Consider the following 26,063-nt stretch of genomic DNA (forward strand, 5'->3'; position numbering starts at 1 on the left):
CTATGAAGGATCGACAGTACACCGCTCGGTATAGTGGCGTCCATGCCCGCTTCCGATTCAATGCCCGGCGCTGGAACGCCATGGGTGCTGGTGATCGGACTGGACCCGTACCGGGTACCCGGCCCGTGGGATCCCGAGCCGGTGGCACGCGCGATCGCCCAGGGAATGCAGCGCTTCGCCGATGCTCAGGTGAGTGCGACGAGTTGTCTGTTCGGTCTCGACGGCAGCGACGACATCGACGAGGTGGTGGTCGAGGCGCTCGACAGCCGGTCATGGGCCGTGGTGGTCATCGGCGGGGGAGTGCGGACCGCCGAAGATCCGCTGCTGTTCGAACGCATCGTCAATCACGTACACCGGCATGCACCCGAAGCAGCGATCGCATTCAACAGCAGCCCGGCGGACACCTTCGAGGCCGCGGCCCGGTGGCTTCCCTGTTAACCGGAGTACTCGAGGAAGATCTCGTCGAGCACGCGCCTCGCACTGGCGAAGTCATCTGCGTCGTCGGGATCGTCACAGGTGTACGAACAGGTGGCCAGTGCCTTCCACAACGCCCAGCCGCGCCCACGCGCCCAGGTGTGGTCGTCGATGGAAAGGCGCTGCTTGAACACCTGCCGCCCCGCATCGTTCAGCAGCGTCCAGGCGACCGCGAGATCGCAGGCCGGATCGCCGACTCCGCAGGTCCCGAAGTCGATGACGGCCGTCAGCACGCCGTCGGTGAGAAGGAGATTCCCCGCGGCGACGTCACCGTGGAACCAGCGCTGGACGCCATCCCACGGCGCCGCGAGGGCCTCGGCCCAGATCTCGCGAGCCAGGCCGACGTCGACATGACCCCTGAGGACCTCGAGCGCGCGCTGCGTGCCCTGGTCGTAGGTGCGTAACGGCCCGCCTCGGAACCAGTTGTGAATGCCTGGCCGCGGCCCGTCACCCGGGTCGACGCGCTGTAAGGCGGCCAGGAAACCGGCGAGGTCGTCAGCGAACCGGACCGGGTCGGCGATCCGGTCGACTCGCGCCGGCACGCCCTCGATCCACCGGTAGACCGACCACGGATGCGGATAGCCCGCACCCGGTGCGCCTTTCGCCAGCGGAACGGGGATCGGCAGCGGCAGCAGGGGAGCGAGGACCGGAAGCCATCGGTGCTCCTTCTCCACCGCCGTGGCGTACTCGGCCGCGCTGGGCAGACGGACCAGCAGGTCAGGGCCCAGATGGAAGGTCTGATTGTCCCAGCCGCCATGGGCCACGGGTTCGACCGCACGATCGGCCCACTGTGGGAACTGTTCGGCAACGAGACGACGTACCTGCACGGCCTCGACGGTGATACGTTCAGGCACGGGCCCGAGATCAGGCGTGTTGCTCATACTTCGAACACCGACCAGCAGATGTCGTTTCGCAACCGCTGGTCGTCCAGGACGAGCTCGCGAATCTCCGCGGGCAGTTGATCGCGCTGCCACCGGCATTCACGTCGCCCGGCGGCGTCGCTGTCGGCTTCGGGCACCGCAGCGCGCGCGGCCTTGATGGCGTAGGCAGCGGCGCCCAGCTCGTGGGCAGCGACGTGAGCGACGGCACCGGCCTGCCCGGCAGCGTAGGCGGCGTGCCGGGGCGCTCCGCGCAGGTCACGCGCCGCACCCATGGCGTGCCCACCTGCTGCGCGCGCTTGCATCATCGTCACTTCACCGCGGGTCCAGGCGCGAGCGTGCTCGATCGCCTGGCGCGGGCGTGGGTCGTCGGGTTGAACGGCCTCGAACAGCGGCAGCACGTGTTCCGCGCACACCGCCGCCCACAGCGCGAGCAAGCGATGATGCTCGTCGGTGAGGCTCCCGCCACGCCGGATCGTCACGAACCGTGGATCGCGGACCTTCGGGAGGATCAACGTCGGCACCCCTTCTGCCCTGGATCAGCTGTCGTGACGCCGTCGGCGCGGAGGCCAGTCTGTGATCCGCTCCGGCGGCGGCGCAACCGAATATGCAACTGACTGCGCGGGCGCCGAGTGTCAGGTCCACGCGCCGACGATGACGCCGATGATCAGCAGGTGCAGATCCGCAACCTCGAATGTCACCTGAGCTCACCGCTTTCCAGGGCCGTCTTGAGATCGGCGAGGCACCGGCCCCACAGGCGCTTTGCCTGATCGCGGGCAGCCGCGTCGGTCAGGCGCGCGTGTTCGATCGTGATGACGCTCTTGTCGGTCTCCTTGACCCGGATGTACACGTGCAGTCTGGACTCGTCGCCAGCCCAATCGAAGTGCGCCGACTTCGGGCGAGTGGCCTGCCGCTCGCGCAGCAGGCCCGCTTCGGGTAGCCAACGGCCACGCAGCGCCGGGTCGAGAACGGCGTCGTACACCTGCTCGACGGGCACGGCGATCGTGCGTGACGCGTTGACCGAGAACCCGTCGGGGTGTTCGCCGACGTCCCGGATCCCGCGCGCACGCTCGTAGCTGGTGGCGATCGCCTGAACGTTCCACGCGAGCGGCTGCAGATCCAGCTTGCCGGCGACCCACCGCGCGATCTCTCGGTGGGGCAGGTTCAGTCCGCCCGCTTCGTCGAGGAGGTCGAACCACATCTCCCAGCCGAGCCCGGTACGTTCCCGAATCCGTTCGTCGGTGGTGACCAGCGCCGGCTGGTCCGCCCGGCTGACCGGCGTCGTGGCGCTCAGCAGCTGGCGCCGCGCGGTCGTGTAGCTCTCGCCAGTCTTCGCCATCCGGGCTCGAACGAGGCGCTTGAAAGACTTCTGCCTGGTCATGTCGACTTCTCTCCTGGCGGCTGCCGCGGTGACTCACGCTCACCTCGACCCCGCCGGAAGAGTGACAGACCACCGGCAACCCGAGAGCTCAAGGCCCCCTTTGCCTCCGCTGCGCCGACGGCGTGAGCGCCGGAATCGGAGGTGAGGTGCGGGAACGGCACCAAGTCTTGCGGTCAACATTAAACCTGGCCGACAGCGCTGACAATGGGCTGCAGCGCGGCTAGTTGGCCGAGCGCCGACGAACCCCAGCCGGTCGGATCATCGCCTGGTGGCACGAACGCCAGCGTGTACCAGAGCACGAGGGCGTTCCACCAGTACTGCTCGACCGGTGTCAAGGCCCGCTCGGACTCGTAGCCGGCCAAGAATGTGGCCCGGACCTCCGGCGACACCGGCCCCCAGTCACGGAAGCGGGTACCGAGCAGGACCGCCGAGCGCGCCAACTCGTCGGCACAGTGGTCGAGCCGGGCCGATTCGAAGTCGATGACAGCGGCGATCCGAGAACCCACACACACGATGTTCGACGAGCGAAAGTCGCCGTGGACGAGTTGGACCGGCAGTGGGGTAGTGGGAGCGTCCTGCACCAGGCTTCGCAGTGCGGTGCGGCCGGCATCCGGCACATGTGGGCCGGCGGAGTTCAGCCAGCTGGCGATTCGCGCAGCTAACGGCTGTGGCCGAGCGTAGGCAGGCAAGATGTGATCGTGGCGGGGGTAGTCGGTGAGGGCATGATGGAGGCGAGCCAACACCTGGCCGGCAGCTCGAACCTGGTCCAGGTCGTCGACGTCGAGAAGATCGCCTTCGACGACACGCTGCAGGCACATCGACACCTTCTCGGTCTCGACCTGCAGGCACCCGGCCAGGGACGGCAACGGCGCTGAGACGGGCAGTCCGTTGACGTGGAGCCAGTGGGTGAACCGAGAAACCCGCGACAGGGACGCGAACGTGTCTGTCGCGACCGACCACTTCGCGATCAGCCGGTCGCCGGACGAACTGGCCAGCCAGGCCAGTGCATTGGTGTGGCTGATGACGATTCGCTCGACGGCCTCGATCTGCGCATCCCAGTGCGTGTTCACCGTGGCAGCGATCCAGCGGCCGGCTGAGGCCGGCGCCCGGAAGCCGAATCGTTCCCGGAGCGTCTCATGAGGGTCATGCGGCCCCACAGCATCTCCACGACAGGCTGCGGTGCACCGGGCATGGTCATATCCCAACACATGCACGGTCGACGTGCGGTCGGTGTCGATGTGGAGTCAAGGTGCTCGAACCATGATGTCGGCTGGCCAGGCAGCAGATGCCGGGTGCCCGGGCCAGCGAAACGAGGCATCGATCGAGGCACGAGAGCGTCTTAGTCGAACGCCGATAATGTGCATTATGTCAAGTAAGCCTTGGATCGAGCCTCTGACGCGGCGCTGTGCGCCCTCCTCCGGCCACGGTCACCCAGCCCCGACGCTGTTCATTGCCATCACCCGGCATCTGACGCTGGACGCTCGGCGATCATGGGTCAGTGACGGCGTTGTCGCGCCGCCAACGCCTCATGATCTGCCCGCTGCAGCGTTGTCGGCGCGTACTGTTTCAGGTGACGCACGACACTGACGCCCGATGTCACATTCCACGGCCGATCGCCGTCTTATGTGCACCAGGACGCACCTGGCCAGGAGGCAGCACGGTGAGGGCGAACAACGACTTCACAGAACTACGTGGGCGCGACCCGCATGCAGTGCTCGGCGTGTCTCACGGCGCCCGCGACCACGAGGTCGTCAGCGCATACCGGCGCGCCGCACGCGGCGGGCATCCGGACGCCGGCGGTGACGCCAGTACGTTCCGGCAGCTCACACGGGCTCGTGACGTCCTGCTCGACCCGCGCCGGCTCGCTGCGTACAACGTCGCTCGCCAAGCGGCGGGGATGGCTCCGGTCGGCGCCGGCAGTGCACCCAACGGCCGGGGTGCACCGAACAGCGCGTTTGCATCGGTCCACGAACCCCCGTCGGCTGGCACGCGTACCGCCACGGCTCCCCACCCCCGCACCGCACCGGTGACGCCACGGCGTTCGGCGAATGGCGCCGGCACCGATGCCAGCCCGTTGGCGGCCATCGCTCTCGTTCTCGTGCTGCTGGGCCCGCTGGCGTGGCCGTTGGCGATAGTCATCGGCTTTCTCGCGATGTGGCAGACCGGACGCTCCAGCCGCGATGGGCGCTCCGGCGTCTTCGGGGCGGTTGCCGTCGTTGCGCTCTTCGTGTTGCCGAGCCTGCTGGCGTTCGCCCTCGTCCTGATCATCTGAGCGGCCACGTTCGACTGTTGCATCAAACGACGAACCGTCGCCGCCTACTCCCCTCTCGCCCACTCCCCCCGGTTGTCACGACTTTCGCCGCGGCACGCTTTCCCTGCGACTTATGCCACACGTGATGTAGCGCATATTCACGCGCATTTTCCGGCCGTGGTCCGGACAATGAAATTGTCGGATGAATGGAGAACGGGCCATGAATAATTCCGAAATTCAGATCTCGACCTCGGTACTCGTCGTGGGCCTCGGCGGCTCAGGTCTGCGCGCCGCGATCGAACTGGCCGAACGCGGCGTCGACGTACTCGCCGTCGGAAAACGCCCCGTCGGCGATGCACACACTTCGCTGGCCGCTGGAGGTATCAATGCCGCGCTGGCCACGATGGACCCGGACGACACGTGGCAGCAGCACGCCGCCGACACACTGACGGAAAGTTACCTGCTCGCCAACCCGATCACCGTGCAGATCGTGACCGAAGGCGCAGCGGCCGGCATCGACGATCTCGTCCGGTACGGCATGCCGTTCACGACAACCGAAGACGGGCGTATATCGCAGCGCTTCTTCGGCGCGCATCGTTACCGGCGGACGGCATTCGCCGGCGATTACACCGGTCTGGAGATTCAACGCACCCTGCGCAACCGGGCGCAGCAGGTCGGCATTCGTATGCTCGATCAGGTCTACATTACACGGCTTTTAGTGCACGAGAATGTGATCTTCGGCGCCTACGGCTTCGATCTTTACAGCGGTACTCGGTATGTCATACACGCCGATGCGGTAATTCTCGCCTCGGGCGGACACAATCGCATCTGGCGTCGCACCTCGTCGCGGCGTGACGAGAACACCGGTGATTCGTTCCGGTTGGCGCTCTTGGCCGGCGGCCGCATCCGTGATCCCGAGCTGGTGCAGTTCCACCCGTCGGGCCTCATCGATCCGGAGAGCGCCGCAGGCACCCTCGTGTCCGAGGCGGCTCGCGGCGAGGGCGGCATCCTGCGCAACGCTCTCGGTGAGCGCTTCATGGAGCGTTACGACCCGCAACGCATGGAGCTGTCCACGCGAGACCGGGTCGCACTGGCCGCGTACACCGAGATCAAAGAGGGCCGCGGTACGCCGAAGGGCGGCGTGTGGCTGGACGTCTCACACTTGCCGAAAGAGACGATCATGAGCCGTCTCCCCCGCGTCTACCAGACGCTGCTGGAACTACAGCTGCTCGACATCACCGAGGAATCGATCGAGATCGCGCCCACGGCGCACTACTCCATGGGCGGTGTGTGGGTGCGCCCGGAGGATCACAGCACCGGGGTCGAGGGCCTCTACGCCATCGGCGAAGCAGCCAGCGGGTTGCACGGCGCGAACCGCCTCGGCGGAAACTCGTTGATCGAACTGCTGGTCTTCGGGCGGATCGTGGGTGCTGCCGCGGCCGAATACTCCACGACATTGCCGGCGCAGCAGCGTTCGGCAGCGGCGCTGGCCGAAGCCCGATCCGAGGTCGACGAGCTCCTCGCCAGTCGGGGGCCCGAGAACGTCCGGTCGCTGCAGCGTGCGATCCGCAACACCATGACAGACCACGCCGGTGTCGTCCGCGACGAAGCTGGGCTGCTCAAGGGGCTCACGGAGTTGGACGGCATCGAAGCTCGTATCGCCGACATCGGGGTGCATCCCGACATCGCCGGTTATCACGACCTGGCGCATGCCTTCGACCTGAAGGCGGCGGTGCTCGCTGGCCGCGCCACGCTCGAGGCGGCGCTCGAACGTCGCGAGACACGCGGCTGCCACAACCGCTCGGACTACCCCGAGCTGGATGAGTCGCTCCAGGTCAATCTGGTGTGGTCCGGCCCGGAGCGCCTCGAGCGAGAGGCGATTCCGGCCATCCCGGCCGAGATCGCCGAACTCATGGGCGACGTCGCAACCGAGGGCAAGCTCCTCGAATAGCGCGCCCTACGCCGCGGGCCGTTCGTCGCAGTCGACCTCCTGGGACGCCACGAGGTCGGCGAAGTAGAACCGCGCCAGCCGGGCGCGTCGCCGAGCTGCACGGTAGTGCGGGTTCACCACGCCGTTGGCATCGGTCGCCGAACCCGGGTCGGGCACCGTCCATCGTGGCGTCCGGACCTGTGCGTCGAACGCCGACAGTTGCGTATGCACCTCGGAGAACGCGCCGCTCGAGCTGACGACGATCACCCCGGAGGCCCGGCCGTGCAGCACCTCGTCGCGTTCGCGACGTTGCAGGCCGAGGCAGATCCGCTTGGTGATCCAGAACGCCACCACAGGCAGGACGATGGCGCCGACCTGCAGGAACCGGGTGATCCAGTTCAGCGGGACCTCGATCACCGTGGCGAGAATGTCGTTGCCGCCGGCGATCCACAGCACGAGGTAGAAGACCACGAACGCGACTCCGAGCCCGGTCCGTACCGGCATGTCGCGGGGGCGATCCAGCCGTAGCGGGTCCGGTCGGGCACCCGTGGCCAGCTGTTCGATCCATGGATAGGCCGCCAGCGCTGTCAACATGAGCCCCGGCACCACCATCGCGGGGATCAGCACGCTCAAGTTCAGTTCGTGCCCCATCAGGTCGAGGTCCCAGGGCGGCGTCAGGCGCAGGCCACCGTCGAGGAACCCGAAGTACCACGGCGGTTGGCTGCCCGCGAACGCCTGGGCCGCGTCGAACGGCCCCCACAGCCACACCGGATTGATCTGCAAGGTCGCGGCCATGATGACGATGACACCGGAGACGATGAACCCCAGCCCGACGACCTTGACCGGATGGTCGGGGAAGAGCGCGACCGTGCTCCCCCGCCGGTCGGATCCGCGGCCCGACGTCGTGGTGCCCGCAGCGGTGTCGGCCGCGGTGTCGGCTGCGGTGTCGGCCGCGCGTTGCTGTCGTCGCGCGTGTAGCACCAACACAGCGAACAGTGCGATCATCAACGCTGGCAGCACGTACACATGCACCGTGTTCAGGCGCGAGATGATGTCGTCGCCGGGGAACTCGCCGCCGAACAGCAGCGCAGCCGCGTGGGTGCCGATGATCGGGATCGCCAGCATGACGCCTTCGGTCACCCGCAGGCCCGTGCCCGTCAGCATGTCGTCGGGCAAGGCATTGCCGGTGTAGGCCTCCACCATGCCCACCACCAGCAGCCCCAGCACGATCAACCAGCTCACCCGGCGCCGACCGCGAAACGCGCCGGTGAAGAAGATGTGCAGCATGTGCACCGACAACGCGGCCACGAACACGTGCGTCGCCCAGGCGTGAATCTGGCGCATCAACAACCCGCCGCGCACCTCGAACGACAGGTTCACCGTGGACGCGTAGGCCTCGGACATTTCGACGCCGCGTAGCGGAACGTAGCCTCCGGAGTACTTGACGGTGGCCATCGACGGTTCGAACCACCAGGTCAGGAAAACCCCGGAGACGAAGATCAGGAGAAAGCTGAACACCGCGACATGACCGAAGAGCATGGCCCAACGGTCGGGGAACGCCCGCCGGAGGGTGCGCGAGAATCCGCGCGACGCCGAGTTGTCGCCGTCGGCGAGGCGCACGATGCGCGCAGCCAGCCTTTCGGTGCGGTTGGTCGTCATGCCGGCCTCCTGTGCTGTCTCGACATGAAGACCCCGGTGAACACGCTGATGTGACGCCTCACCGAGGTGAGCTCGACCACAGTCCAGGCGGCGCGGCGCGAATGGATGTCACACGACGGCCCGCTGCGGTGTCTGATGGGTGTGCATGAAGCCACGGACAACACCCGTATGAGCGACGACCGGGCTCCGAATGCCGCGACCGAGGCATTCCTGACCCACCGCAACCTGCTGTTCACCGTCGCCTACGAAATGCTCGGCTCGGCGGCCGACGCCGAAGACGTACTCCAGGAGACCTGGCTGCGCTGGGCCGGTGTCGATCTGGCCACAGTGCGCGACCAGCGCGCGTATCTGGTTCGCATCACGACTCGCCAGGCACTCACCCGGCTGCGTACAGTGGCGCGGCGCAGGGAGTCCTATGTCGGTCCGTGGCTGCCTGAGCCACTGCTCACCGCGCCTGACGTGGCCGACGACGTTGAACTGGCCGAAAGCATCTCGATGGCGATGTTGTTGGTGCTCGAGACGCTCACGCCCACAGAACGAGCGGTGTTCGTCCTGCGTGAGGTGTTCGCTCTGGACTATGACGAGATCGCCGAGGCCGTGGACAAGAAGGTGGCGGCGGTGCGCCAGATCGCGCACCGGGCCCGCGAGCACGTCGCCGCGCGTCGTCCTCGCCAGGCTGTCTCCCCGGCTGAGAACCGCGCCGCCCTCCAGGCGTTCCAACGAGCGGTCGATACCGGTGACGTTCAGAGCCTGCTCAACGTCCTCGCGCCCGACGTGGTCCTGTTGAGCGACGGAGGCGGCGTGAAGCGGGCCGTACCACGTCCCCTCGTGGGCGCGGACAAGGTGACGCGGCTGTTCGGCGTGGGGCTGGAGCAAGTCGGTGACGCGTTGTCGGTCGAGGCGACACAGGTCAACGGACACCCGGCTCTGATCATCCGCCTCGACGGGGAGGTCGACGGCGTCCTGGCGGTACGACTCGATCAAGGTCTGGTGACAGGGCTGTACTACGTGCGCAATCCGGACAAGCTCTCGCGTGTGGCGTACGAGACCGCAGTGAGCCGTTGAATACTGCGTAGCGTGCCGCTGCCTGACGGGGGATGATGCCGTGGGTGAAAACCGCTGATCAGCTGCTGGCTACCTATGACGAACAATTGCGTACCGACGCCGAAACGCCGAGTGCCCTGGCCGTCACCCGACTCGGGCCGCTGCGCCTGGTGACCTACGCGCATGGCCGGGGCTTCGTAACTTACCGCGACCTCGGCGGGCTCGACGCCGACGGTATCCGCCGGCTCGTACCGCAAGCACGGGCTCATTACGAATCCGATGCCACGGTCAACTGCGTGGAGTGGAAGACCCGCGCCCATGACGACGCACCTGGGTTGCCGGACGCGTTGGTCGCGAACGGGTTCGTGCCCGAGGAGTCCGAGTCGATCATGGTCGGCGAGGCCCGAGTACTCGACGTCGAGGTGCCGCTCCCCCGCGGCGTCACGCTGCGTGAGGTGTCGGCCGACGCCGATGTCCGAGCGATGAGCGCGATGCAGGACGAAGTGTTCGGCGACCCGGTGTCGGATGAGTCCGCCGATGCGTGGCTTCGGCGACTCGCGTTGGCCGACGGGATGCAGCTCTGGGTCGCCGAAGCCGAGGGCCGCATGATCAGCGCCGGCCGTCTGGAGCCGGTGGCCGGCACGGACTTCGCCGGCATCTGGGGCGGAGCGACCCGTCCGGAATGGCGCGGAAAGGGCATCTACCGCGCCTTGACCGCTGCGCGGGCGCGCCGCGCGCTCCACCTGGGCAAGACGCTCGTCCACAGCGACTCGACCGAGTTCTCCCGCCCCATCCTCGAACGCGCCGGGCTGGTCAAGGTTTCGACCACGACTCCGTACGTGTGGCGGCGCTGAAGACAGCCGCCCGGATGGATCATTGCCGCGGCCCCCCGGGTCGCTGCGGCCTCACCCGGACAGTCATTCCAGTTTAACGCTCCACTATGTTGAGTTTATAAAACTTGATGCTATGTATCACGATCGCTCGGAGGAGCTATTGTCAGGCAACGGGCACGGTCTGGCTAAGCTTGAACATGGGCGCGCAAACGTGGGTGGGTAGCGATCATGGACGACGGCGGGGCCGTGGCCACGCCGGCCGGGCCCCGGGCTGATCGCGCAGCACTCTGTATCTCCCCGCCGAGCTAGCTGCCCGAGGACCTGGAACCGGTCGAGGCAGCCGTGGCCGCCTACCTCGACGGGCGCCCGTACCGGGCTTGTCGCCCGCGATGAGTGACCGGCTTGTGCCCTGGCACGATGTGAGTGAGGCGAGTGGTGTTGGAGGAAGCAGCGACGGCGTCGAGGCGACCATGGACCGGTATGCGCAGGTGGCGAGCCCGCCGCGGCGGTGCGGCAGGCTTGTCCAAGGCGCTGGCCGGGCAGGTCCATGCGGCGCTGGAAGGCGCAGCTGTCGCCCGGGCGATGGTGGCCGATGAGATCACCCCGGCACAGGCTCGTTCGCGCATCGCCGAGGTCGAACACCGGGGCGACGCCATGCGAGCTGCCTTGATCGAGAAGCTCTCCCGGACGTTGGTCGTACCCCTGGACCGCGAAGACATTTTCCGGCTGTCCAGGTCGATCGACGACGTGCTCGACACCATCCGTGAGTTCATCCGCGAGGCCGACCTCTACCAGATCGAAGACAGGCGATCGTATGTGCCGGTCGTCGAGGCGGTCGGCACCGCGATCGAGGCGCTGGAGGCAGCGCTGGAAGCGCTGTGGCGCACACCTGGTGATGTGCTGCCGCGGGCGCTCGAGGCCAAGAAGGCGGCACGCGCGGTGAACCGCGAGTATCAGAACGAGTTCGCGCGAATCGTCGGAGGCGAGCTCTCCCCGCGGACGCTGAAACATCGTGAGCTGGTCAAGCGGCTGGATTGGGTCGGCGTCCGGATCAGCGAGGCCGCCGATGTCTTGGCCGATGGTGCGCTCAAACGTGGCTATTGACGGCGTGGCGGCAGGTCCGCTTCTGTGACGGCCGAGGTTGTCACGGCCGTGGCCGTGGCGTTCGCCGTCGTCACCGGCGCCAACGATGGCGGCGCGCTCATCGCCCCCGGGCTGCGTGTGCCGATCCTGAACGTCCCGATCAGTCTCGCCGTGCTCGCCGGGGCCACCGTGGCACTGCCGTTGCTAGCCGGAACCGCCGTGGCCAGTACGTTGATGCGATCCATCGTGCCGCCGGGTGACGCCGGGCGCACCGCCGTCGTCACCGGGTTCGTCGTGGCGGTGGTGGTCGTGGCCGTCTTGACGAGAGTCGGACGGCCCACGAGCCTGACGCTGGCTGTGATCGGCGGGCTCACCGGTGCCGGATTCGGCTTCGCCGTGCCGGTCGACACTGGCGTAGTGGGTCGAGTCCTGGCCATCGGCCTCGCCGCGCCGGCAGTCGGGATGCTGCTGGCTCTACTGGCCTCGTCGTGGTGGCGCCCCGCCCGCGGCGTCCGGTACCTGACCGCGGTTCGCCGCGCGCACGTCGTCGCGTACGTGACCCAGTGCGTGGCGTACGGAGCCAATGACGGTCAGAAGATGCTGGTTCTGTTCATGATCGCCGGGACGGGCGACAGCCTCGAGTGGTGGTCGTACCCGGTCGTCGCCATCGCTTTCGCTCTCGGCGCGGTGCTGGGCCTGCCGAGGGTCGCTCGCACCGTCGGCACCGGGATTCTGAACGTGCGCCCCACCCACGCGGTGACAGCGGAGATGTCTGCGGCGGTCGCCGTGCTGGGGAGTTCGGCGCTCGGTGCTCCGGTCAGCATGACGCAGGCGGTGACCGGCGGACTTCTGGGAGCCGGCGTGCACCAGAGCTATCGGCGGATTCGCTGGGAGGTCGTGCGCAACCTGGTGGCGGCCTGGATGATCACGCTTCCTGTCAGCGCCGGACTGGGCGCCCTGGTAGGAATTGTCCTCAGCTGAGCCACCGGCCGCACGCGACAGCTCGTGGCCCTCAGCCTGGAGCTCGGCTTCTACCGCCAGGGATCGAGGGAGTGCTTGCCGTGAGTAGCGCCGCCCTCGAGGTGCCGCAGGACGTCCGGCCCCTCGGCCAGGGGGTGAACCTGGGGGTTGCCCGGCGGGTAGACGCCGCAGGCGATGAGGGCATCGATCTCTGTGAGCAGCGACTGGTACGTGGACGGAGCTTGAGTTGCGAACGCACCGATGTGCAGGCCCTTGATCGTCGCGTGGTGGGTGAAGACCAGGTCGTGTGAGGTCACGGTGGCATCACCGGAGGCGGCGCCGAACACCACGACACGGCCGGAGAAGGGTCTGGCGACCGTCAAGCTGGTGGTGAAGGTGGCCTTGCCCACCGATTCCAGGACCAGGTCGGCTCCGGTCCCACCGGTCAACCGGGTGATCTCCGCGGCCTGGCCCACGCCGCCGGCCGCGGCATGGATGAGCACCACATCGCCGGTGCTGATCTCGCCTAGAGGCTTGAGTGCCGCCAGTGCGGTGACCCAGTTCAGCACCATGCCGAGCGCTTCGGTGTCGCTCCAGCCGGTCGGCACGGGCAGGGCACCGGCGGCCGGCATCGTCATGTACTGCGCGGAGGCGCCAGGACCCGCGCCGATGACGTGGGTGCCGAGCGGCAAGGGGCGCTCGACGTCCGCGCCGATCCCCACGATCTCGCCGGCGGCTTCGAAGCCCGCCACGTAGGGCGCCTCCGGCCCGCCGCCGTAGCGGCCGCGGGTCTGCATGACATCGGCGAAGTTGACCCCGGCGGCGACGACGCGGATCAGGTAATCGCCGGGCCCTGGAGCCGGGCGAGGGTGGTCGGTGGCGAGGGCGAGGTCCTTCGGTCCCCGGTCCGAGTGCTGGATCAGTGCTCGAATCGTTTGGTCAGCGGTCTGCTGCGGCTCGTTGATCACCATGCGCCGAACGTAGGAACCTGACGCATGTGTCAACGTCAAGCGGCTCTCAGAGATCGTTGCGGCGAGCCTCCCGAAGATATTTGTCCAGGGCCCGCCGCTGATCACTCAGTGCGGCAATGCGTGCGACGAGCCGATCGCGATAGTTCTGCGCCTCAACCAGAAACTCCGCGCACACCGCCTGGGTTCCGGCAACGGTTCCGTCCGTCAGAGTAGGCAGGACTTCCCTGATCAACCGCAGCGGCAACCCAGACTCCAAGAGCGAGCGGATGACGAGAACCCGGTCGATCGTGGACTGGCAATAGTCGCGGAACCCGTTGCTGAAGCGGCCAGGCGAGATCAGCCCCTCGTCTTCGTAGTGCCGCAGCGAGCGTGCGCTCACACCACTGACGCGAGAGGCTTCGCTGATCTTCACATCTGGCCGCAACGTTCGAGGCTAGCGAAAGCTTCCGGACCCAAGCGCCGCGGCGATCGAGGACCTGCTCAGGCGCTCACGACGTCATGTCCCGCAACAGCTAGTCGCCTGCCCCGGCGTAGCGCAGAAAGACCACGCCGTTGTACTCGGACTCGGCTTTCCAGACCCGTATCGCATCGGGGTCGAACGTCGGCTCGATCCTGGTACGCGCGCTGGCGGGCTCGGTCAGCGTCGTGGAGTAGGCGATCTACAGCCTGACCGAGGCCTCGATTCAGTTCGTGCCGGTGATGGCGGCGCTGGGTCGGTGGGGCTTGCGGCCTGCCCGCAGGACCGCCACCGGACGGCCAGCGGGTACGTGATCGCCTCAACGCTGCCTACCTCGAGGTCGTCACGCGTGGGTGAGCTTCTCCACGACCGGTGCGAAGTCGTCCATCACGGCGTCGGAGACGACGTAGTACGAGAACCCGTATTGGTCCCGGCGTTCCCGCATGCTCTCGGCGATGTGTTCGACGGACCCGATGAAGACCCCGGGCAGCTGCATGACGCCGTGCGGGTCGAGCCACGGCCAGCCACGGCTGGTCGCATACTGCTCACACGCCTGAACGACGTGGTCGGTGATGTGCGGGGCGATCATCATCGACAGCTCGATGTCGGCGAACCGGGAACCCGCCGCCTCGCGTACCCACTCGATCTTGGTAGCGATGGCTTCCGGCGTTCGCTCGTCGAGCGACTCGGAGATGGCGCCCTCGGGCAGCGCCTTGGGAAGGATGCCCACGATGTCTGCGGCCCGGCCGGCGAGCTGGAGCATCCGCTTCGCGCCGGCGCCGATCAGGATCGGCGGGCGTGGATACTGCACGGCCGGCGGATGGGTGGTCAGCTCCCGGATGTGATGATGCGCCCCGTCATGCGTCACCGATTTTCCGCTCAGCAACTCGTGGATGACGGCGACGGCTTCCTCCAGGCGGTCGACGCGGACACCTGCGCGGTCGAACGGCAGTCCGGCGCGCTCGTACTCCTCACGTAGCCATCCCGCTCCCAGCCCGAGTTCGAACCGTCCGTCGGACAGTGCGTCCAGAGTTGCGGCCTCTTTGGCGAGCAGGACCGGATGGCGGTAGTCGTTGGCCAGCACGAGCGTGCCCACGCGCAGGTGCCGTGTCGTCGCGGCCACGGCGCTCAGGGCCGGCATCGGCGAGAGCTGGTCACCGAACGGTTCGGTGATGAAATGATCCCGCAGCAGCAGTGTCGCGTATCCGAGTTGCTCCGCGCGGTGGGCGGTGTTCAGCAGGGCCGATGGGGTCGGTGCGTTCTCGGCGACGACCCCGAAGCGGAACGGGCGGGCAGAGGTCATGTCATGACCGTAGGGTCGCAGGGCGCGTTGAACTGGCGGGTTCCGGACGTGGCCTTGGCGGTGGGCTCCAGTGCCTTCAGGCCCAGCTGATCGTCGTCACTCCCGCGCCCACGGGCCGACCCCGCCGATGCGTTCGACGGTGTAGCGAACGATGTAGCCCGGGGTCTTCGGTGCGGGGAATTCGTCTTCGGGCGACATGTAGACCTTCGTCAAGCGGTTGAGCAGATGCCATGCGTCATCGCTCAACTCGATGGCGGCGCGCGCTCGCACCACGGCGTGCTCGTTCAAGAACACGGCCTTGTCCCGCGGCGCGTCGAATGACAGCACGACCCGCGGGTCGCGGGAGATGTTGCGCAGCTTCACGCGCCAGCTCAAGTGCCCACTGACCAGGTCGTCGCCGTCGAGCCCGATCCAGATGACGCTCACTTGAGGGCTGCCGTCCGGGTTGATCGTGCTCAAGTGGGCCATGGGGCCCGCGGCGATCAGGTCTCGCAGAGCAGTCGGCAGGGCGCTCATGGGTTTTCGCCTCCCGCATCGAATGCGGATCAGCGTACTCCCGCGATGAGCAGGCCCTGCCGACTCGTGTGGTCAGTGCATCGGCATGACCTCGACGGTGTCGCTCTCCCCCGCCCTGACCCGCCGCGGGAAGAACAGGGCCGGCACGAAGGCCAGCAACAACAGGACGGCCGCGACGGTGAACGTGGTCCCGAATCCCGAGGCGAGCTCGTCGAGGCCTTGTTCGACGACACCCGGCGGAAGCTGTTCGGCGATGGCGGGGGCGCGTTGCGCGGCCACGGCTGCCTGCGCGATCTCGGTGGTCTGGTTGGTCAGGACGACCGACATCACGGCGGTGCCGATGGACGTGGCCACCTGCTGCACGATGTTCATCATCGTCGAGCCTCGGGCGATCATGTGATCGCGCAGAGTCTGCAACGCTGCCGTCATCGTCGGCATCATGGAAGCGCCCATGCCCATGCCCATCAAGAACAGGGCGCCAAGCACCACGACGTACGACGTCTGCGCACCCACCTGGGTGAGTACGGCCATGCCGCCCAGGACCAGCGTGAGGCCGAAGAGCACGATGCGTCCGGGCCCGGTCTTGTCCACCAGCCTGCCGGCTATCGGCATGGTCAACATGGCACCGAGTCCTTGCGGCGCGACCAGAATGCCCGCCTGCAGCGTCGATTCACCCCTGACCTGGAGGAAGTAGCTCGGAATCAGCAGCATGGCGCCCATGACGGCGATCGCGAACAGCGAGAGCGTGACCACTGCCGTCGTGAGCTGCTTGTTCTTGAACAACCGGAGGTCGATCAGTGGGTGCTCGGGCTTGAACGCGTGCCGGACGAACGCGGCGATGAGGACGGCACCGACTCCGGCCGGCACGAGCACCTTGGCCGCGGCGACCGTTCCCTCTTCCGGGATGGAGGACACGCCGTACAGGAACAGCGCAAGACCGGGCGACATCAGCAGCATGCCCACGAAGTCGAACGACTCGGACGGGGTCGGCGAGTCCTTGGCCAGGATGCGCCACGCGGCGAACATGGCGACGATGCCGATGGGCACGTTGATCAGGAAGATCCAGTGCCAGCTCAGGCTCTCGATCATCCACCCGCCGAGGATCGGTCCCCCGATCGGGCCGAGCAGCATCGGGATCCCCAGCACGGCCATGACCCGGCCGATACGCTCCGGCCCGGCGGCGCGAGTCATGATCGTCATGCCCAGGGGCATCAGCATGCCGCCGCCGAGGCCTTGCAGCACCCGGAACGTGATGAGGGACGTGATGTCCCAGGCGACGCTGCACAGCACCGACCCCAGCACGAACAACAGCAGGGCCAGCAGGTACAGCCGCTTGGTCCCGAACCGGTCGGCGGCCCACCCGGTCAGTGGGATGACCGTGGCCAAGGCGAGTGTGTAGCCCGTCATCGTCCATGCGACGTGGGCGTAGGACGCGTCGAACTCGGCTTGGAAGGTGGGCAGCGCGACACTCACGACGGTGATGTCCAGGATGGACATGATTGCGCCCAGTACGACGACGGCGGCGACCTTGAGGACGGCGGCGTCGAGTTTGGCCTCGCCCGCGGGCGGGCTCGGAGATTCGGTCATCGGCAGTACTCCAGCGCAGTGATGATGGCGGTTGATTGGGCTCGGATGGACGTGGACATACTCGGCGCGGCGACGGTGCCGGGAGCGAACTCAGCGAGCTGTGGGGAACGTCAGTGGGCCAGAAGCTCTCGTAGTGCGTCGAACGCCCTCGAGATCTCGTGTTCGAGCGTGCCCGTGGAATCGGGTGCCTGCGAGGTGACGGCGATCTTGAGTACGCAGGCACAGGTCGCTGCCGCGATGCGCGGGACATCGTCGCCAGCTGCCAGGTCGAGACGTCGCGCGACGGCGTCGGCGAGTGACTCCTCGAATCCGGCGATGCTTTCGTGCAACGTGGGCAACAACTCGGGATATCGGGTGAGCAGGTCGTGTACCGCGCTCACGTCCTGGCGAATGTCCGGCGACCGGCGCGCATGGTCCACCAACAGGATCCGTAGCCCGTCGATCACCGGTGTCTCGCGGTCGGCGGCGAACTGCTCGACACTCTCCGGTGCCAGGGGCTCGGGCCCCGGGATGAGCGCGGCCCTCTTGGACGGGAAGTAGTTGAAGAACGTCCGCGGCGAGATGCCGGCACGGTCGGCGATGTCGTCGACCGTCACCTCCCCCAGTCCCTGTTCGAGAACGAGATCCATGGCAGCTCGGCTGATCTCGCGCCGCGTCATGTCGCGACGACGCTCGCGCAAGCCGGAGTCGTTCATGGGCGGGTGTGAGCGGGAGTCGACTCGAGCACGGAGTGCACTTTACGCAGACTTTGCAGAGACTGCAACTTGGGCCGAGGTGTCGTAGGACACGTCGTCGTGCCCAGTCCGAACGCAGCTCCATGACGTCCTCACTCGTGGCGTCGACGCACCGTCCGGATGGTCCGCACGGTGCCCCTTCATCGTGAAGACGTCGCCGGCGCGACGCGTGTGACGCAACAGTGGTGTGACGTGCGACACCGGCCGCAGGTGTGATCGTCCGCGCATCCGGGTAGAGCCAGCAACACAGGGAGGCACGGTGCTGCCGGATCAGCGGCACCGAGACGGCATGAGGGGTGACCGCGTCGAGATCGTCATCGACGCCGGCGACGGTAGCCGGACCTACGAGGTGACAGCCACCAAGGCGGGCCGGCGCGTCGACGTCAGCATCGGCCGGGGCGTGGTCGTCGTGGCCGAGGTGACCCGTACCGGCACGCCGGTACGCTCGGCCCGGTTCATGGCCAGCCGGGTGCTCGCGCTCGTCGAGCACCCGGTCACGCAACCTCCCATCGCCCAGGACGTGGGCGAACCTCCCGAATGACCCGAGCACGCGTGCCTGATGCCGTTCGGCGATTACCCGCGGTCTCGTGATCGCAGAAAAACGATCTTCTTCTCGTTGATCTCGGCTGGTATGTCACAGATGACGGGGGTCGTGTCGTCTCAAGGTCATGAGCGAGAACATGACACATCACCGAGTAGCGCTGGTGACCGGAGCCAACAAGGGCCTTGGCCGGGCAGCAGCCGAGCAGCTCACCACGCTGGGCATGACGGTCCTGATCGGCGCCAGAGACCCGAAGCGCGGGGAGGAGGCCGCCGCCGCGCTGCGCGCTGCCGGCGGTGATGCCTACGCGCTCACGTTGGACGTCACTGACGCCGGCTCGGCGCGCGCTGCGGCAGCGCAGGTGCATGAGCGCTTCGGCCACCTCGACGTGCTGATCAACAATGCCGGTATCACCGGATCCGGACAGATCGCGCCAGAAGACGCCCACGACCAGCTCCCGAGCGCGGTCGACCTGGACACCGTGCGCTCGGTGTTCGAGACCAACGTCTTCGGCGTGATCTCGGTCACCAACGCCATGCTGCAGCTCCTCCGGCGCTCCCCCGCCCCGCGGATCGTCAACGTCAGCAGCCACGCGGCGTCGCTGAGCATCGCGAGCATCCCGGACGGGCCGCTGGCAGGCCTTCCGGCGTCGGCGGCATACACGCCGTCCAAGACCGCGCTCAGCGCGTTGACCGTGCAGTATGCCAATGAGTTGCGGGAGGAGGGGATCGTGGTCAACGCCGCGGCCCCGGGGTACGTGGCCACCGACAGCAACGATCATCGCGGGCATCTCACCCCCGCCCAGGGGGCCGCGGTCCTGGTGCAGCTGGCCACGCTCGGTGCCGACGGGCCCACCGGTGGGTTCTTCGATGCCGACGGCCCGGTGCCGTGGTGAGAATTCGCTCTTCGATCGTTTGTCACAACGATCGAAGCAGCGGTGTCTGCTGCGTATGAACCTCACGTTGTGGATCGCCACCGGGCTGCTGGCCGCTGTGGCTCTGTTCGCCGGTGTCACCAAGACTTTCATACCGAAGGAGAAGATCGCCGCCCACGAAGGCGGCCAATGGACGGCGCAGGCCAGCGCCGGCTTCGTCAGGACGCTCGGCGTTCTCGAGATTCTGGCGGCCGCGGGCCTCATTCTGCCCGGCGTCCTCGACGTCGCCCCGGTCATGGTGCCGGTGACCGCCGCCTGCTGGGTCGTACTGATGATCGGTGCGATGATCACCCATGGTCGGCTGGGTCAGGCCAAGCTGGTCGTGTTGACGGGGGGCTACCTCGTCCTGGCGACCTTCATCGCGTGGGGTCGATTCGGCCCCGAGGCCCTAGGCGCGTGAACATGGGTCACCGGTGTCTCGCGGCAGCCACGAGCAGGGAGGATGGGGTGTATGGGTGAACCCGCCGTCGACCCGGCGACCGAGAGCTTCGTCGCACACCGCAACCTGCTGTTCACGGTGGCCTACGAGATGCTCGGCTCGGCTGCAGACGCCGAAGACGTTCTGCAGGAGACCTGGATCCGGTGGGTCGACGTGGACTTGGACCAGGTTCGCGACCAGCGCGCGTACCTGGTGCGGATCACGACCCGGCAGTCGCTCAACCGGCTGCGCACCATGAACCGTCGCAAAGAGGCCTACGTCGGGCCGTGGCTGCCCGAACCGCTGCTCACCACGCCGGACGTCGCCGACGACGTCGAACTCGCCGAGAGCGTGTCGATGGCGCTGTTGCTCGTCCTCGAGACACTGGCACCGACCGAACGGGCGGTGTTCGTCCTCCGTGAGGTTTTCGACGTCAGCTATGCCGAGATCGCTGCCGCGGTGGACAAGAGCCCGGCGGCCGTCCGGCAGATCGCCCACCGCGCCCGTCGGCACGTCGAAGCCCGCCGCCCCCGCGAGACGACGCCCAGTCCGGAGCACCGAGCCGTGTTGGAAGCATGCAAGCGCGCGTTGGACGCCGGAGACCCGCAAGCGCTGCTGGACATCCTCTCCCCCGACGTCGTCCTGGTCAGCGACGGCGGCGGAGTCAAGCAAGCCGCTCTTCGGCCGGTTGTCGGCGCCGACAAGGTGGTCCGCCTGATCGCCGGTGGCTTCGGCAAGGCCGATGGCCACCTCACCGGCGAGCTCACCGTCGTCAACGGCGGTCCGGCTCTTCTGGTCCGCCTGGACGGTAAGCTCGACGGCATCTTGGCGGCACGAGTCGACGACGGGCTTCTCACCGGGTTCTACTACGTCCGCAACCCCGACAAACTGACCCGACTGGAATCGGCGACCCGGCTCACGCTGCGCTGAACGGCCTGGAGTTCAGCTCTTCAGGGTCTCGACCCAGTCCTGGTTGTTCTCCAGCCATTCGGCGACGGCTTCGGCCTCCTCGCCATCGTCGTACTGGTTCACGACGAGATCTTCCAGTGTCCCGTACTGCTCGTCGTCGAGATCGGCGTTGCCGATCATCTCGGCGAGCTCCGGATAGTCACTGGAGAAGTCCTCATTGGCCAGGACATGCAGCGCCTCCGCACCACCGAGCGCGCCCTTCGGGTCCTCCAGGTCTTTCACCGGGAACGCATTGTTCGCCCAGAACGGTCGCCAGAGCGTGACGACGATGTCCTCCTCGGCCTTGATGGCCTTGTCCAGTTCGGCTGTCATCGCCAAGGTGGACGAGGTGATGAGTTCGTAGTCACCGGCGAGTCCGTACTCCGGCATGACGGTGTTCTGCGTGACCTCGGTGAGTCCGGCTCCCGGCTCGATGCCCACGATGCGCCCGCCGAACTGGGCGGCGTTGCCGGTCAGATCGGCGATCGAGTCGATGTCGGTGTACTCCGGCACCGCGAAGGTCAACTTCGCCCCCTCGTAATAGGTGCCGAGATCCTCGATGCTGTCGCCGTGCTCGTCCATGAAGTGAGCGTGGGTCACCTCCGGCCACGCCGACGGCATGAGGTCGATGTCGCCGTCGGCGAGACCGGTGTAGAACGGCCCGTTGTCGGTCATCTCCCGGATCTGCACCGTATGGCCCTCGTCCTCGAGAACGTGCTTCCACAAGTAGCCCATCGACAGGTAATCGGTCCACGAGGGGATGACACCGATCGTGATCGGCTCGTCATCGGCCGTGCCGTCGTCGCTGCCACATGCGGCGAGCGCGCAGCCCAGGACCAACGTCGATGCCACGAGTTTCAGGTTCGTCTTCAATGCCATGGGCGACCACCCTCCCATGCCTCCGCGCCGTGACCGCCCGGTGCCTGGGCGAGACGATCAATTGCCGACGTAGGCAGCCAAGTGTTCGCCGGTGAGGGTGGAACGGGCTTCGACGAGGTCGGCCGGGGTTCCTTCGAACACCACGCGACCACCGTCGTGGCCGGCGCCGGGACCGAGATCGATGATCCAGTCGGCATGTGCCATCACGGCCAAGTGGTGCTCGATGACGATGACCGACGTGCCGGAGTCGACCAGGCGGTCGAGCAGGCCGAGCAGGTGCTCGATGTCGGCGAGGTGCAAGCCGGTGGTCGGCTCGTCGAGGATGTAGATGGCACCGTTGTCGCCGCCCATGTTGGCAGCCAGCTTCAGCCGTTGCCGCTCACCACCGGACAGCGTCGTCAGAGGCTGGCCGAGCGTGAGGTAGCCCAGCCCGACGTCGGCGAGCCGGTCGAGGATCTTGTGTGCGGCCGGGGTGCGCGCCTCGCCGTCGCCGAAGAACTTCTCGGCTTCGGCGACCGACATCGCCAGGACCTCGCTGATGTCACGCCCGCCGAAGCGGTACTCGAGCACGGCGGGTTGATACCGCTTGCCTTCGCACTCCTCGCAGGTGGTCGCAACCGTCTCCATGACACCCAACTCGGTGTAGATCACCCCGGCGCCGTTGCACGTGGGGCATGCGCCCTCGGAATTGGCGCTGAACAAGGCCGGCTTCACCCCGTTGGCCTTGGCGAAGGCCTTCCGGATCGGCTCGAGCAGGCCGGTGTAGGTGGCCGGGTTGGACCGGCGCGATCCCTTGATGGGGGTCTGGTCGACGACCATCACGCCGTCGCGGCCAGCGAGATTGCCGTGGATCAGCGAGGTCTTCCCGGAACCGGCCACGCCGGTGACCACGGTCAGCACGCCCATGGGGACGTCCACGTCGACGTCTTGCAGATTGTTCTGCCGCGCACCGCGGATCTCTTGCACGTGGGTGGGTGTGCGCACGGACTTCTTCAGCTTGGCGCGATCGTCGAAATGCCGGCCGGTGATGGTGTCGCTGGTGCGCAGCCCGTCGACGGTGCCTTCGAAACAGATGGTGCCGCCGTTCGTGCCCGCGCCAGGCCCGAGATCGACCACATGGTCGGCGATGGCGATGGTCTCGGGTTTGTGCTCCACGACGAGCACGGTGTTGCCCTTGTCGCGCAGGCGCAGCAACAGATTGTTCATCCGCTGGATGTCGTGCGGGTGCAAGCCGATGGTGGGCTCGTCGAACACGTACGTCACGTCGGTCAGCGCGGAGCCCAGGTGGCGGATCATCTTCGTGCGTTGGGCTTCACCGCCGGACAACGTGCCGGCCGGCCGGTCGAGGGAGAGATAGCCCAGCCCGATCTCGACGAACGAGTCGAGGGTCTCCCCCAGCGTGGTCAGCAGCGGGCCGACCGAAGGCTCGTCCAGACCGCGCACCCACTCGGCGAGGTCGCTGATCTGCATCGCGCAGGCATCGGCGATGCTGACGCCGTTGATCTTCGACGAGCGGGCGGCTTCGTTGAGCCTCGTCCCGTCGCATTCCGGGCACGTCGTGAACGTCACGGCCCGGTCGACGAAGGCGCGGATGTGCGGTTGCATCGCCTCGCGGTCCTTGGACAGCATCGACTTGCGAATCCGGGAGATCACGCCCTCGTAGGTGAGGTTGGTCCCTTCGACCTTGATCTTCTCCGGCTCGCCGTAGAGCAGCTTGTGCCGCTGCTTGTCGGTGAAGTCCCGGATCGGTTTGTCCATCGGCAGGCCGGCGCCGCTGAAGATCCGCCCGTACCAGCCGTCCATGCTGAAGCCGGGAACCGTCAGCGCCCCCTCGCTCAGCGATTTGTTCTCGTCGTAGATCGCGGTCAGATCGAAATCGGTCACCCGGCCCATGCCTTCGCAGCGCGGGCACATGCCGCCAGTGATGCTGAACTCGCGCCGCTCCTTGACCTTCGTGCCGGCCTTTTCGAACGTGACGGCTCCGGCGCCGCTGATGGAGGCGACATTGAACGAATACGCCTGCGGCGAGCCGATGTGCGGCTGCCCGAGTCGGCTGAACAGAATGCGCAGGAGGGCGTTGGCGTCGGTGGCGGTGCCCACGGTGGAGCGCGGGTTGGCGCCCATTCGTTCCTGGTCCACGATGATCGCGGTCGTCAGCCCCTCGAGGACGTCGACGTCGGGCCGAGCCAGTGTGGGCATGAAACCTTGAATGAACGCGCTGTAGGTTTCGTTGATCATTCGCTGCGACTCGGCCGCGATGGTGTTGAACACCAACGAGCTCTTGCCGGAACCGGAAACGCCGGTGAACACGGTGAGTCGGCGCTTCGGGATGGCGACGTCGACGTCTTTGAGGTTGTTCTCGCGCGCGCCGTGAACACGAATCAGGTCATGGCTGTCGGCGGGGTGCCTCGACGATGCCTGGGCATCCGATGTCGGCAGTGCAGTCATCAGGTAACTCCATCGATCAGGCGGTGTGATCTGGCATCCGTCGGTCGCGCTGCGTTCAATCTATTACTGCTGCGACCGTCATGACTGTGGGAACCGGTCCACGGGGGTGAGCCGGATCACCGGATACACCCGGCCTGACTTGCTCTGGTATTTGGCCATGCGAGGCTGCGCGGCGGCGATGCGTTGCCACGCGTGCTCGCGCTCAGCGCCGTCGAGTTGGTGCGGCGTCACGGCGACCCGGCCGCGGCCTGGCAGTTCTATCGACGTCCGGTCCGGATTGGCCATCAGGTTTGCATGCCAGTCCGGGTTCTGGGTGCCGCCGCCGGAGGCGACGATCAGCCGAGCGCCGTCATCCTCGGGGAACCAGGCGAGCGGGGTTTCTCGCGGCTGTCCACTTCGGCGGCCCACCGTGTGCAAGATCAGCATGTTCATGCCCATGACCGTCTCGTCGCCGCGTCTGATCTTGCGGTTCGTCCGAGCGTTCGCCTTGTGTTGCACCCACCGCGAGAATGCTCCGGGGGTTCCCTTCTTCTTAGCCGCGGGATCGTCGGGCCTGGTGCTCGATGTCATGACAACCTTCAGTCGGTCGGATCGATGTGGTCGTTACCGCGCTTTGACTTGCTGGATGCGGATCGTGCAGCCGGCGGGGTCGCGGAAGGCGCAGTCGCGGGCGCCCCACTCTTGATCGGTCGGCTCCTGGAGCACCTCGCCGCCGGCGGCCTGCACACGGTCGAACATGGCATCGACGTCGCTGGTGGCGAGCATGATGCTGGCGAACGCCGAGGGCGTAGCGATAGAAGGCCAGGGAGGCGTCTGGATCGTCGTGCGGGAGGAAGCTCGCGTGAATCGTGGTGTCCATGGCCGTCACGCTAGATCTGGCTCGGATGTCGGCGCTTCTCGATTCCTGATCGATCCGCACCGGGATGGCTGCTGGCCGGTACCAGGCCACCACGGATCTAGTGCGCCAGCCGCAGCATCGCGTGGTAGGCGGTGTTGACCAGAGCCTCCAACTGCCGGCCATCCCAGGGGGCCGACGGCTCGGCTGGCGCGTTCGGGTCGAGGCCGGCAGCGCGGACCGCTTCGGCATAGCCCAGCGGGGCGGGAAGTCCCAGCCGCCTGCGCAGGAGGTCCCACTCCCCCACGAGATTCTGACCGGCGGCGTGCTCGCCGAGCTCGGTGGCGAGCCAGCCGGCCGTCAGGACACCCGGCAGGCTCTTGCTGTAGTCGCTACGGTCGACTGACTGCTCGAGACCATCGATCAGATGATCGAGCGCTTCGCGGGGCCGGCCCGCCCGCCGGGCGGCCTCGGCCAGCAGGAGTTGTAACCAGTACGCGCATGAGACCGTCTGCGGGTAGCGAGCGCTCAAGTCCGTCACGGCACCGGCGATGGCCGTGCAAGCCAGCTCAGGTGGCGTCGTCGCGAGGCTGTACAGCGCGGTCGCCATCCGCGGCAACGCGTGGTGGATGTAGTTGTGCGGGTAGCCGAGACGATCGAGCAGGCGGCTCTTGGCTTCGGCAGCACCGGCCAGGTCCGCCCGGGCGAGCTCAGCCAGGCAGTGCACGGCCGCGAGCCGGGTGAGGTCCGCATGGGCCGGCTCACCGGGCGAGCCGGCTGCGTCGAAGCGGGTACAGACCTGGGCCGCGTCCTCATACCGGCCCCACGTGATGAGCACTTCGGCCAGCATCGTCGCTCCGTGGAGCTGATAGTGCAGATCGTCCGCAGCGCTGGCGTCGGCGAAGACCTGCGCGGCTCGGGTCAGGGCGTCCGGGTCCAGCATCCAGGACATCACCCGGGCTTCGATGATCCGCGCCTCCAAGTGGGCGTCGGGATCGT

Annotated in this window: 26 protein-coding genes and 1 pseudogene; 11 read left to right on the top strand and 16 right to left on the bottom strand. The window is 67.2% G+C overall.

Annotated features, from left to right (window positions below):
- Positions 1-42 precede the first annotated feature (42 nt).
- Positions 43-438 carry a hypothetical protein gene (locus M6444_RS12050; RefSeq protein ID WP_298327414.1) on the top strand — a complete coding sequence of 132 codons (396 nt, stop codon included), beginning with the start codon at positions 43-45 and terminating at the stop codon, positions 436-438.
- On the opposite strand, the gene M6444_RS12055 is transcribed toward M6444_RS12050, so the two are convergent.
- The 4 genes from M6444_RS12055 to M6444_RS12070 form a co-directional block, all read right to left on the bottom strand.
- On the bottom strand, positions 435-1,355 hold the full coding sequence (locus M6444_RS12055; RefSeq protein WP_298327416.1) for an aminoglycoside phosphotransferase family protein: 921 nt from the start codon (positions 1,353-1,355) through the stop codon (positions 435-437). The genes M6444_RS12050 and M6444_RS12055 overlap by 4 nt on opposite strands.
- Positions 1,352-1,867, bottom strand: a complete 516-nt coding sequence (locus M6444_RS12060; RefSeq protein WP_363326341.1) for a putative immunity protein — start codon at positions 1,865-1,867, stop codon at positions 1,352-1,354. Before M6444_RS12060 ends, M6444_RS12055 begins: the two co-directional genes overlap by 4 nt.
- Positions 1,868-2,049: 182 nt before the next feature.
- On the bottom strand, positions 2,050-2,733 hold the full coding sequence (locus M6444_RS12065) for a hypothetical protein (RefSeq protein ID WP_298327419.1): 684 nt from the start codon (positions 2,731-2,733) through the stop codon (positions 2,050-2,052).
- Positions 2,734-2,912: 179 nt separating this feature from the next.
- Positions 2,913-3,803: a phosphotransferase gene (locus tag M6444_RS12070; RefSeq protein ID WP_298327422.1), complete on the bottom strand. Its 891-nt coding sequence runs from the start codon at positions 3,801-3,803 to the stop codon at positions 2,913-2,915.
- 590 nt (positions 3,804-4,393) lie between these two features.
- On the opposite strand from M6444_RS12070, the gene M6444_RS12075 reads away from it, so the two are divergent.
- Both M6444_RS12075 and M6444_RS12080 read left to right on the top strand, forming a co-directional pair.
- Positions 4,394-5,005, top strand: a complete 612-nt coding sequence (locus M6444_RS12075; protein WP_298327425.1) for a DnaJ domain-containing protein — start codon at positions 4,394-4,396, stop codon at positions 5,003-5,005.
- Between the two features lie 199 nt (positions 5,006-5,204).
- Positions 5,205-6,935 (top strand): FAD-dependent oxidoreductase, encoded by a 1,731-nt coding sequence (locus M6444_RS12080; RefSeq protein WP_298327428.1) that lies wholly within the window; start codon positions 5,205-5,207, stop codon positions 6,933-6,935.
- 6 nt (positions 6,936-6,941) lie between these two features.
- On the opposite strand, the gene M6444_RS12085 is transcribed toward M6444_RS12080, so the two are convergent.
- A complete protein-coding gene (locus tag M6444_RS12085; RefSeq protein ID WP_298327431.1) occupies positions 6,942-8,573 on the bottom strand; it encodes a cytochrome b N-terminal domain-containing protein in 1,632 nt (543 codons plus the stop codon).
- A 168-nt stretch (positions 8,574-8,741) separates the two neighbouring features.
- On the opposite strand from M6444_RS12085, the gene M6444_RS12090 reads away from it, so the two are divergent.
- The 4 genes from M6444_RS12090 to M6444_RS12105 all read left to right on the top strand — a co-directional run bounded on the left by M6444_RS12090 (position 8,742) and on the right by M6444_RS12105 (position 12,514).
- Complete coding sequence (locus M6444_RS12090; protein ID WP_298327433.1) at positions 8,742-9,638, top strand: RNA polymerase sigma-70 factor; 897 nt, start codon at positions 8,742-8,744, stop codon at positions 9,636-9,638.
- Positions 9,639-9,673: 35 nt separating this feature from the next.
- A complete protein-coding gene (locus M6444_RS12095) occupies positions 9,674-10,471 on the top strand; it encodes a GNAT family N-acetyltransferase (RefSeq protein WP_363326338.1) in 798 nt (265 codons plus the stop codon).
- A gap of 459 nt (positions 10,472-10,930) precedes the next feature.
- The gene (locus M6444_RS12100; protein WP_298327439.1) at positions 10,931-11,554 is read left to right on the top strand and encodes a DUF47 family protein; all 624 of its coding nucleotides are present in this window, start codon (positions 10,931-10,933) and stop codon (positions 11,552-11,554) included.
- Positions 11,555-11,578: 24 nt separating this feature from the next.
- Positions 11,579-12,514 (top strand): inorganic phosphate transporter, encoded by a 936-nt coding sequence (locus tag M6444_RS12105; protein ID WP_298327442.1) that lies wholly within the window; start codon positions 11,579-11,581, stop codon positions 12,512-12,514.
- A gap of 50 nt (positions 12,515-12,564) precedes the next feature.
- Here the strand turns inward: M6444_RS12105 and M6444_RS12110 are convergent, their stop codons facing one another.
- From M6444_RS12110 to M6444_RS12135, 6 genes are all read right to left on the bottom strand, one after another.
- Entirely contained in the window at positions 12,565-13,464 is a 900-nt protein-coding gene (locus tag M6444_RS12110) for a zinc-binding dehydrogenase (RefSeq protein ID WP_298327444.1), read from the bottom strand.
- A 46-nt stretch (positions 13,465-13,510) separates the two neighbouring features.
- The gene (locus tag M6444_RS12115; RefSeq protein WP_298327447.1) at positions 13,511-13,876 is read right to left on the bottom strand and encodes a MerR family transcriptional regulator; all 366 of its coding nucleotides are present in this window, start codon (positions 13,874-13,876) and stop codon (positions 13,511-13,513) included.
- A gap of 388 nt (positions 13,877-14,264) precedes the next feature.
- Entirely contained in the window at positions 14,265-15,224 is a 960-nt protein-coding gene (locus tag M6444_RS12120; protein ID WP_298327450.1) for a TIGR03621 family F420-dependent LLM class oxidoreductase, read from the bottom strand.
- A 96-nt stretch (positions 15,225-15,320) separates the two neighbouring features.
- Positions 15,321-15,740, bottom strand: a complete 420-nt coding sequence (locus M6444_RS12125; RefSeq protein ID WP_298327453.1) for a PPOX class F420-dependent oxidoreductase — start codon at positions 15,738-15,740, stop codon at positions 15,321-15,323.
- 72 nt (positions 15,741-15,812) lie between these two features.
- The gene (locus M6444_RS12130; RefSeq protein ID WP_298327456.1) at positions 15,813-17,327 is read right to left on the bottom strand and encodes a DHA2 family efflux MFS transporter permease subunit; all 1,515 of its coding nucleotides are present in this window, start codon (positions 17,325-17,327) and stop codon (positions 15,813-15,815) included.
- A gap of 110 nt (positions 17,328-17,437) precedes the next feature.
- Complete coding sequence (locus M6444_RS12135) at positions 17,438-18,022, bottom strand: TetR family transcriptional regulator (RefSeq protein ID WP_298327459.1); 585 nt, start codon at positions 18,020-18,022, stop codon at positions 17,438-17,440.
- Between the two features lie 328 nt (positions 18,023-18,350).
- Between M6444_RS12135 and M6444_RS12140 the strand changes: the two genes are divergently transcribed.
- The 4 genes from M6444_RS12140 (at position 18,351) to M6444_RS12155 (ending at position 20,884) form a co-directional block, all read left to right on the top strand.
- Entirely contained in the window at positions 18,351-18,602 is a 252-nt protein-coding gene (locus tag M6444_RS12140; RefSeq protein WP_298327461.1) for a hypothetical protein, read from the top strand.
- 127 nt (positions 18,603-18,729) lie between these two features.
- Positions 18,730-19,497, top strand: a complete 768-nt coding sequence (locus tag M6444_RS12145; protein WP_298327464.1) for an SDR family NAD(P)-dependent oxidoreductase — start codon at positions 18,730-18,732, stop codon at positions 19,495-19,497.
- A 55-nt stretch (positions 19,498-19,552) separates the two neighbouring features.
- Positions 19,553-19,936, top strand: a complete 384-nt coding sequence (locus tag M6444_RS12150) for a DoxX family protein (protein ID WP_298327467.1) — start codon at positions 19,553-19,555, stop codon at positions 19,934-19,936.
- A 51-nt stretch (positions 19,937-19,987) separates the two neighbouring features.
- Entirely contained in the window at positions 19,988-20,884 is an 897-nt protein-coding gene (locus tag M6444_RS12155) for an RNA polymerase sigma-70 factor (protein WP_298327469.1), read from the top strand.
- Positions 20,885-20,896: 12 nt separating this feature from the next.
- On the opposite strand, the gene M6444_RS12160 is transcribed toward M6444_RS12155, so the two are convergent.
- The 5 genes and pseudogenes from M6444_RS12160 to M6444_RS12180 all read right to left on the bottom strand — a co-directional run.
- A complete protein-coding gene (locus tag M6444_RS12160; protein WP_298327471.1) occupies positions 20,897-21,781 on the bottom strand; it encodes a glycine betaine ABC transporter substrate-binding protein in 885 nt (294 codons plus the stop codon).
- Between the two features lie 57 nt (positions 21,782-21,838).
- Complete coding sequence (locus tag M6444_RS12165) at positions 21,839-24,229, bottom strand: excinuclease ABC subunit UvrA (protein ID WP_298327474.1); 2,391 nt, start codon at positions 24,227-24,229, stop codon at positions 21,839-21,841.
- A gap of 78 nt (positions 24,230-24,307) precedes the next feature.
- Positions 24,308-24,799: a nitroreductase family deazaflavin-dependent oxidoreductase gene (locus M6444_RS12170; protein ID WP_298327477.1), complete on the bottom strand. Its 492-nt coding sequence runs from the start codon at positions 24,797-24,799 to the stop codon at positions 24,308-24,310.
- Between the two features lie 33 nt (positions 24,800-24,832).
- Positions 24,833-25,088 (bottom strand): annotated as a pseudogene (locus M6444_RS12175) (VOC family protein).
- 97 nt (positions 25,089-25,185) lie between these two features.
- Positions 25,186-26,063 (bottom strand): hypothetical protein (locus tag M6444_RS12180; protein ID WP_298327479.1); only part of this gene is annotated, 878 nt, incomplete at its 5' end.

It is taken from the genome of Haloactinopolyspora sp. (genome assembly GCF_027324685.1).
In the GTDB taxonomy this organism is placed as follows: domain Bacteria; phylum Actinomycetota; class Actinomycetes; order Jiangellales; family Jiangellaceae; genus Haloactinopolyspora.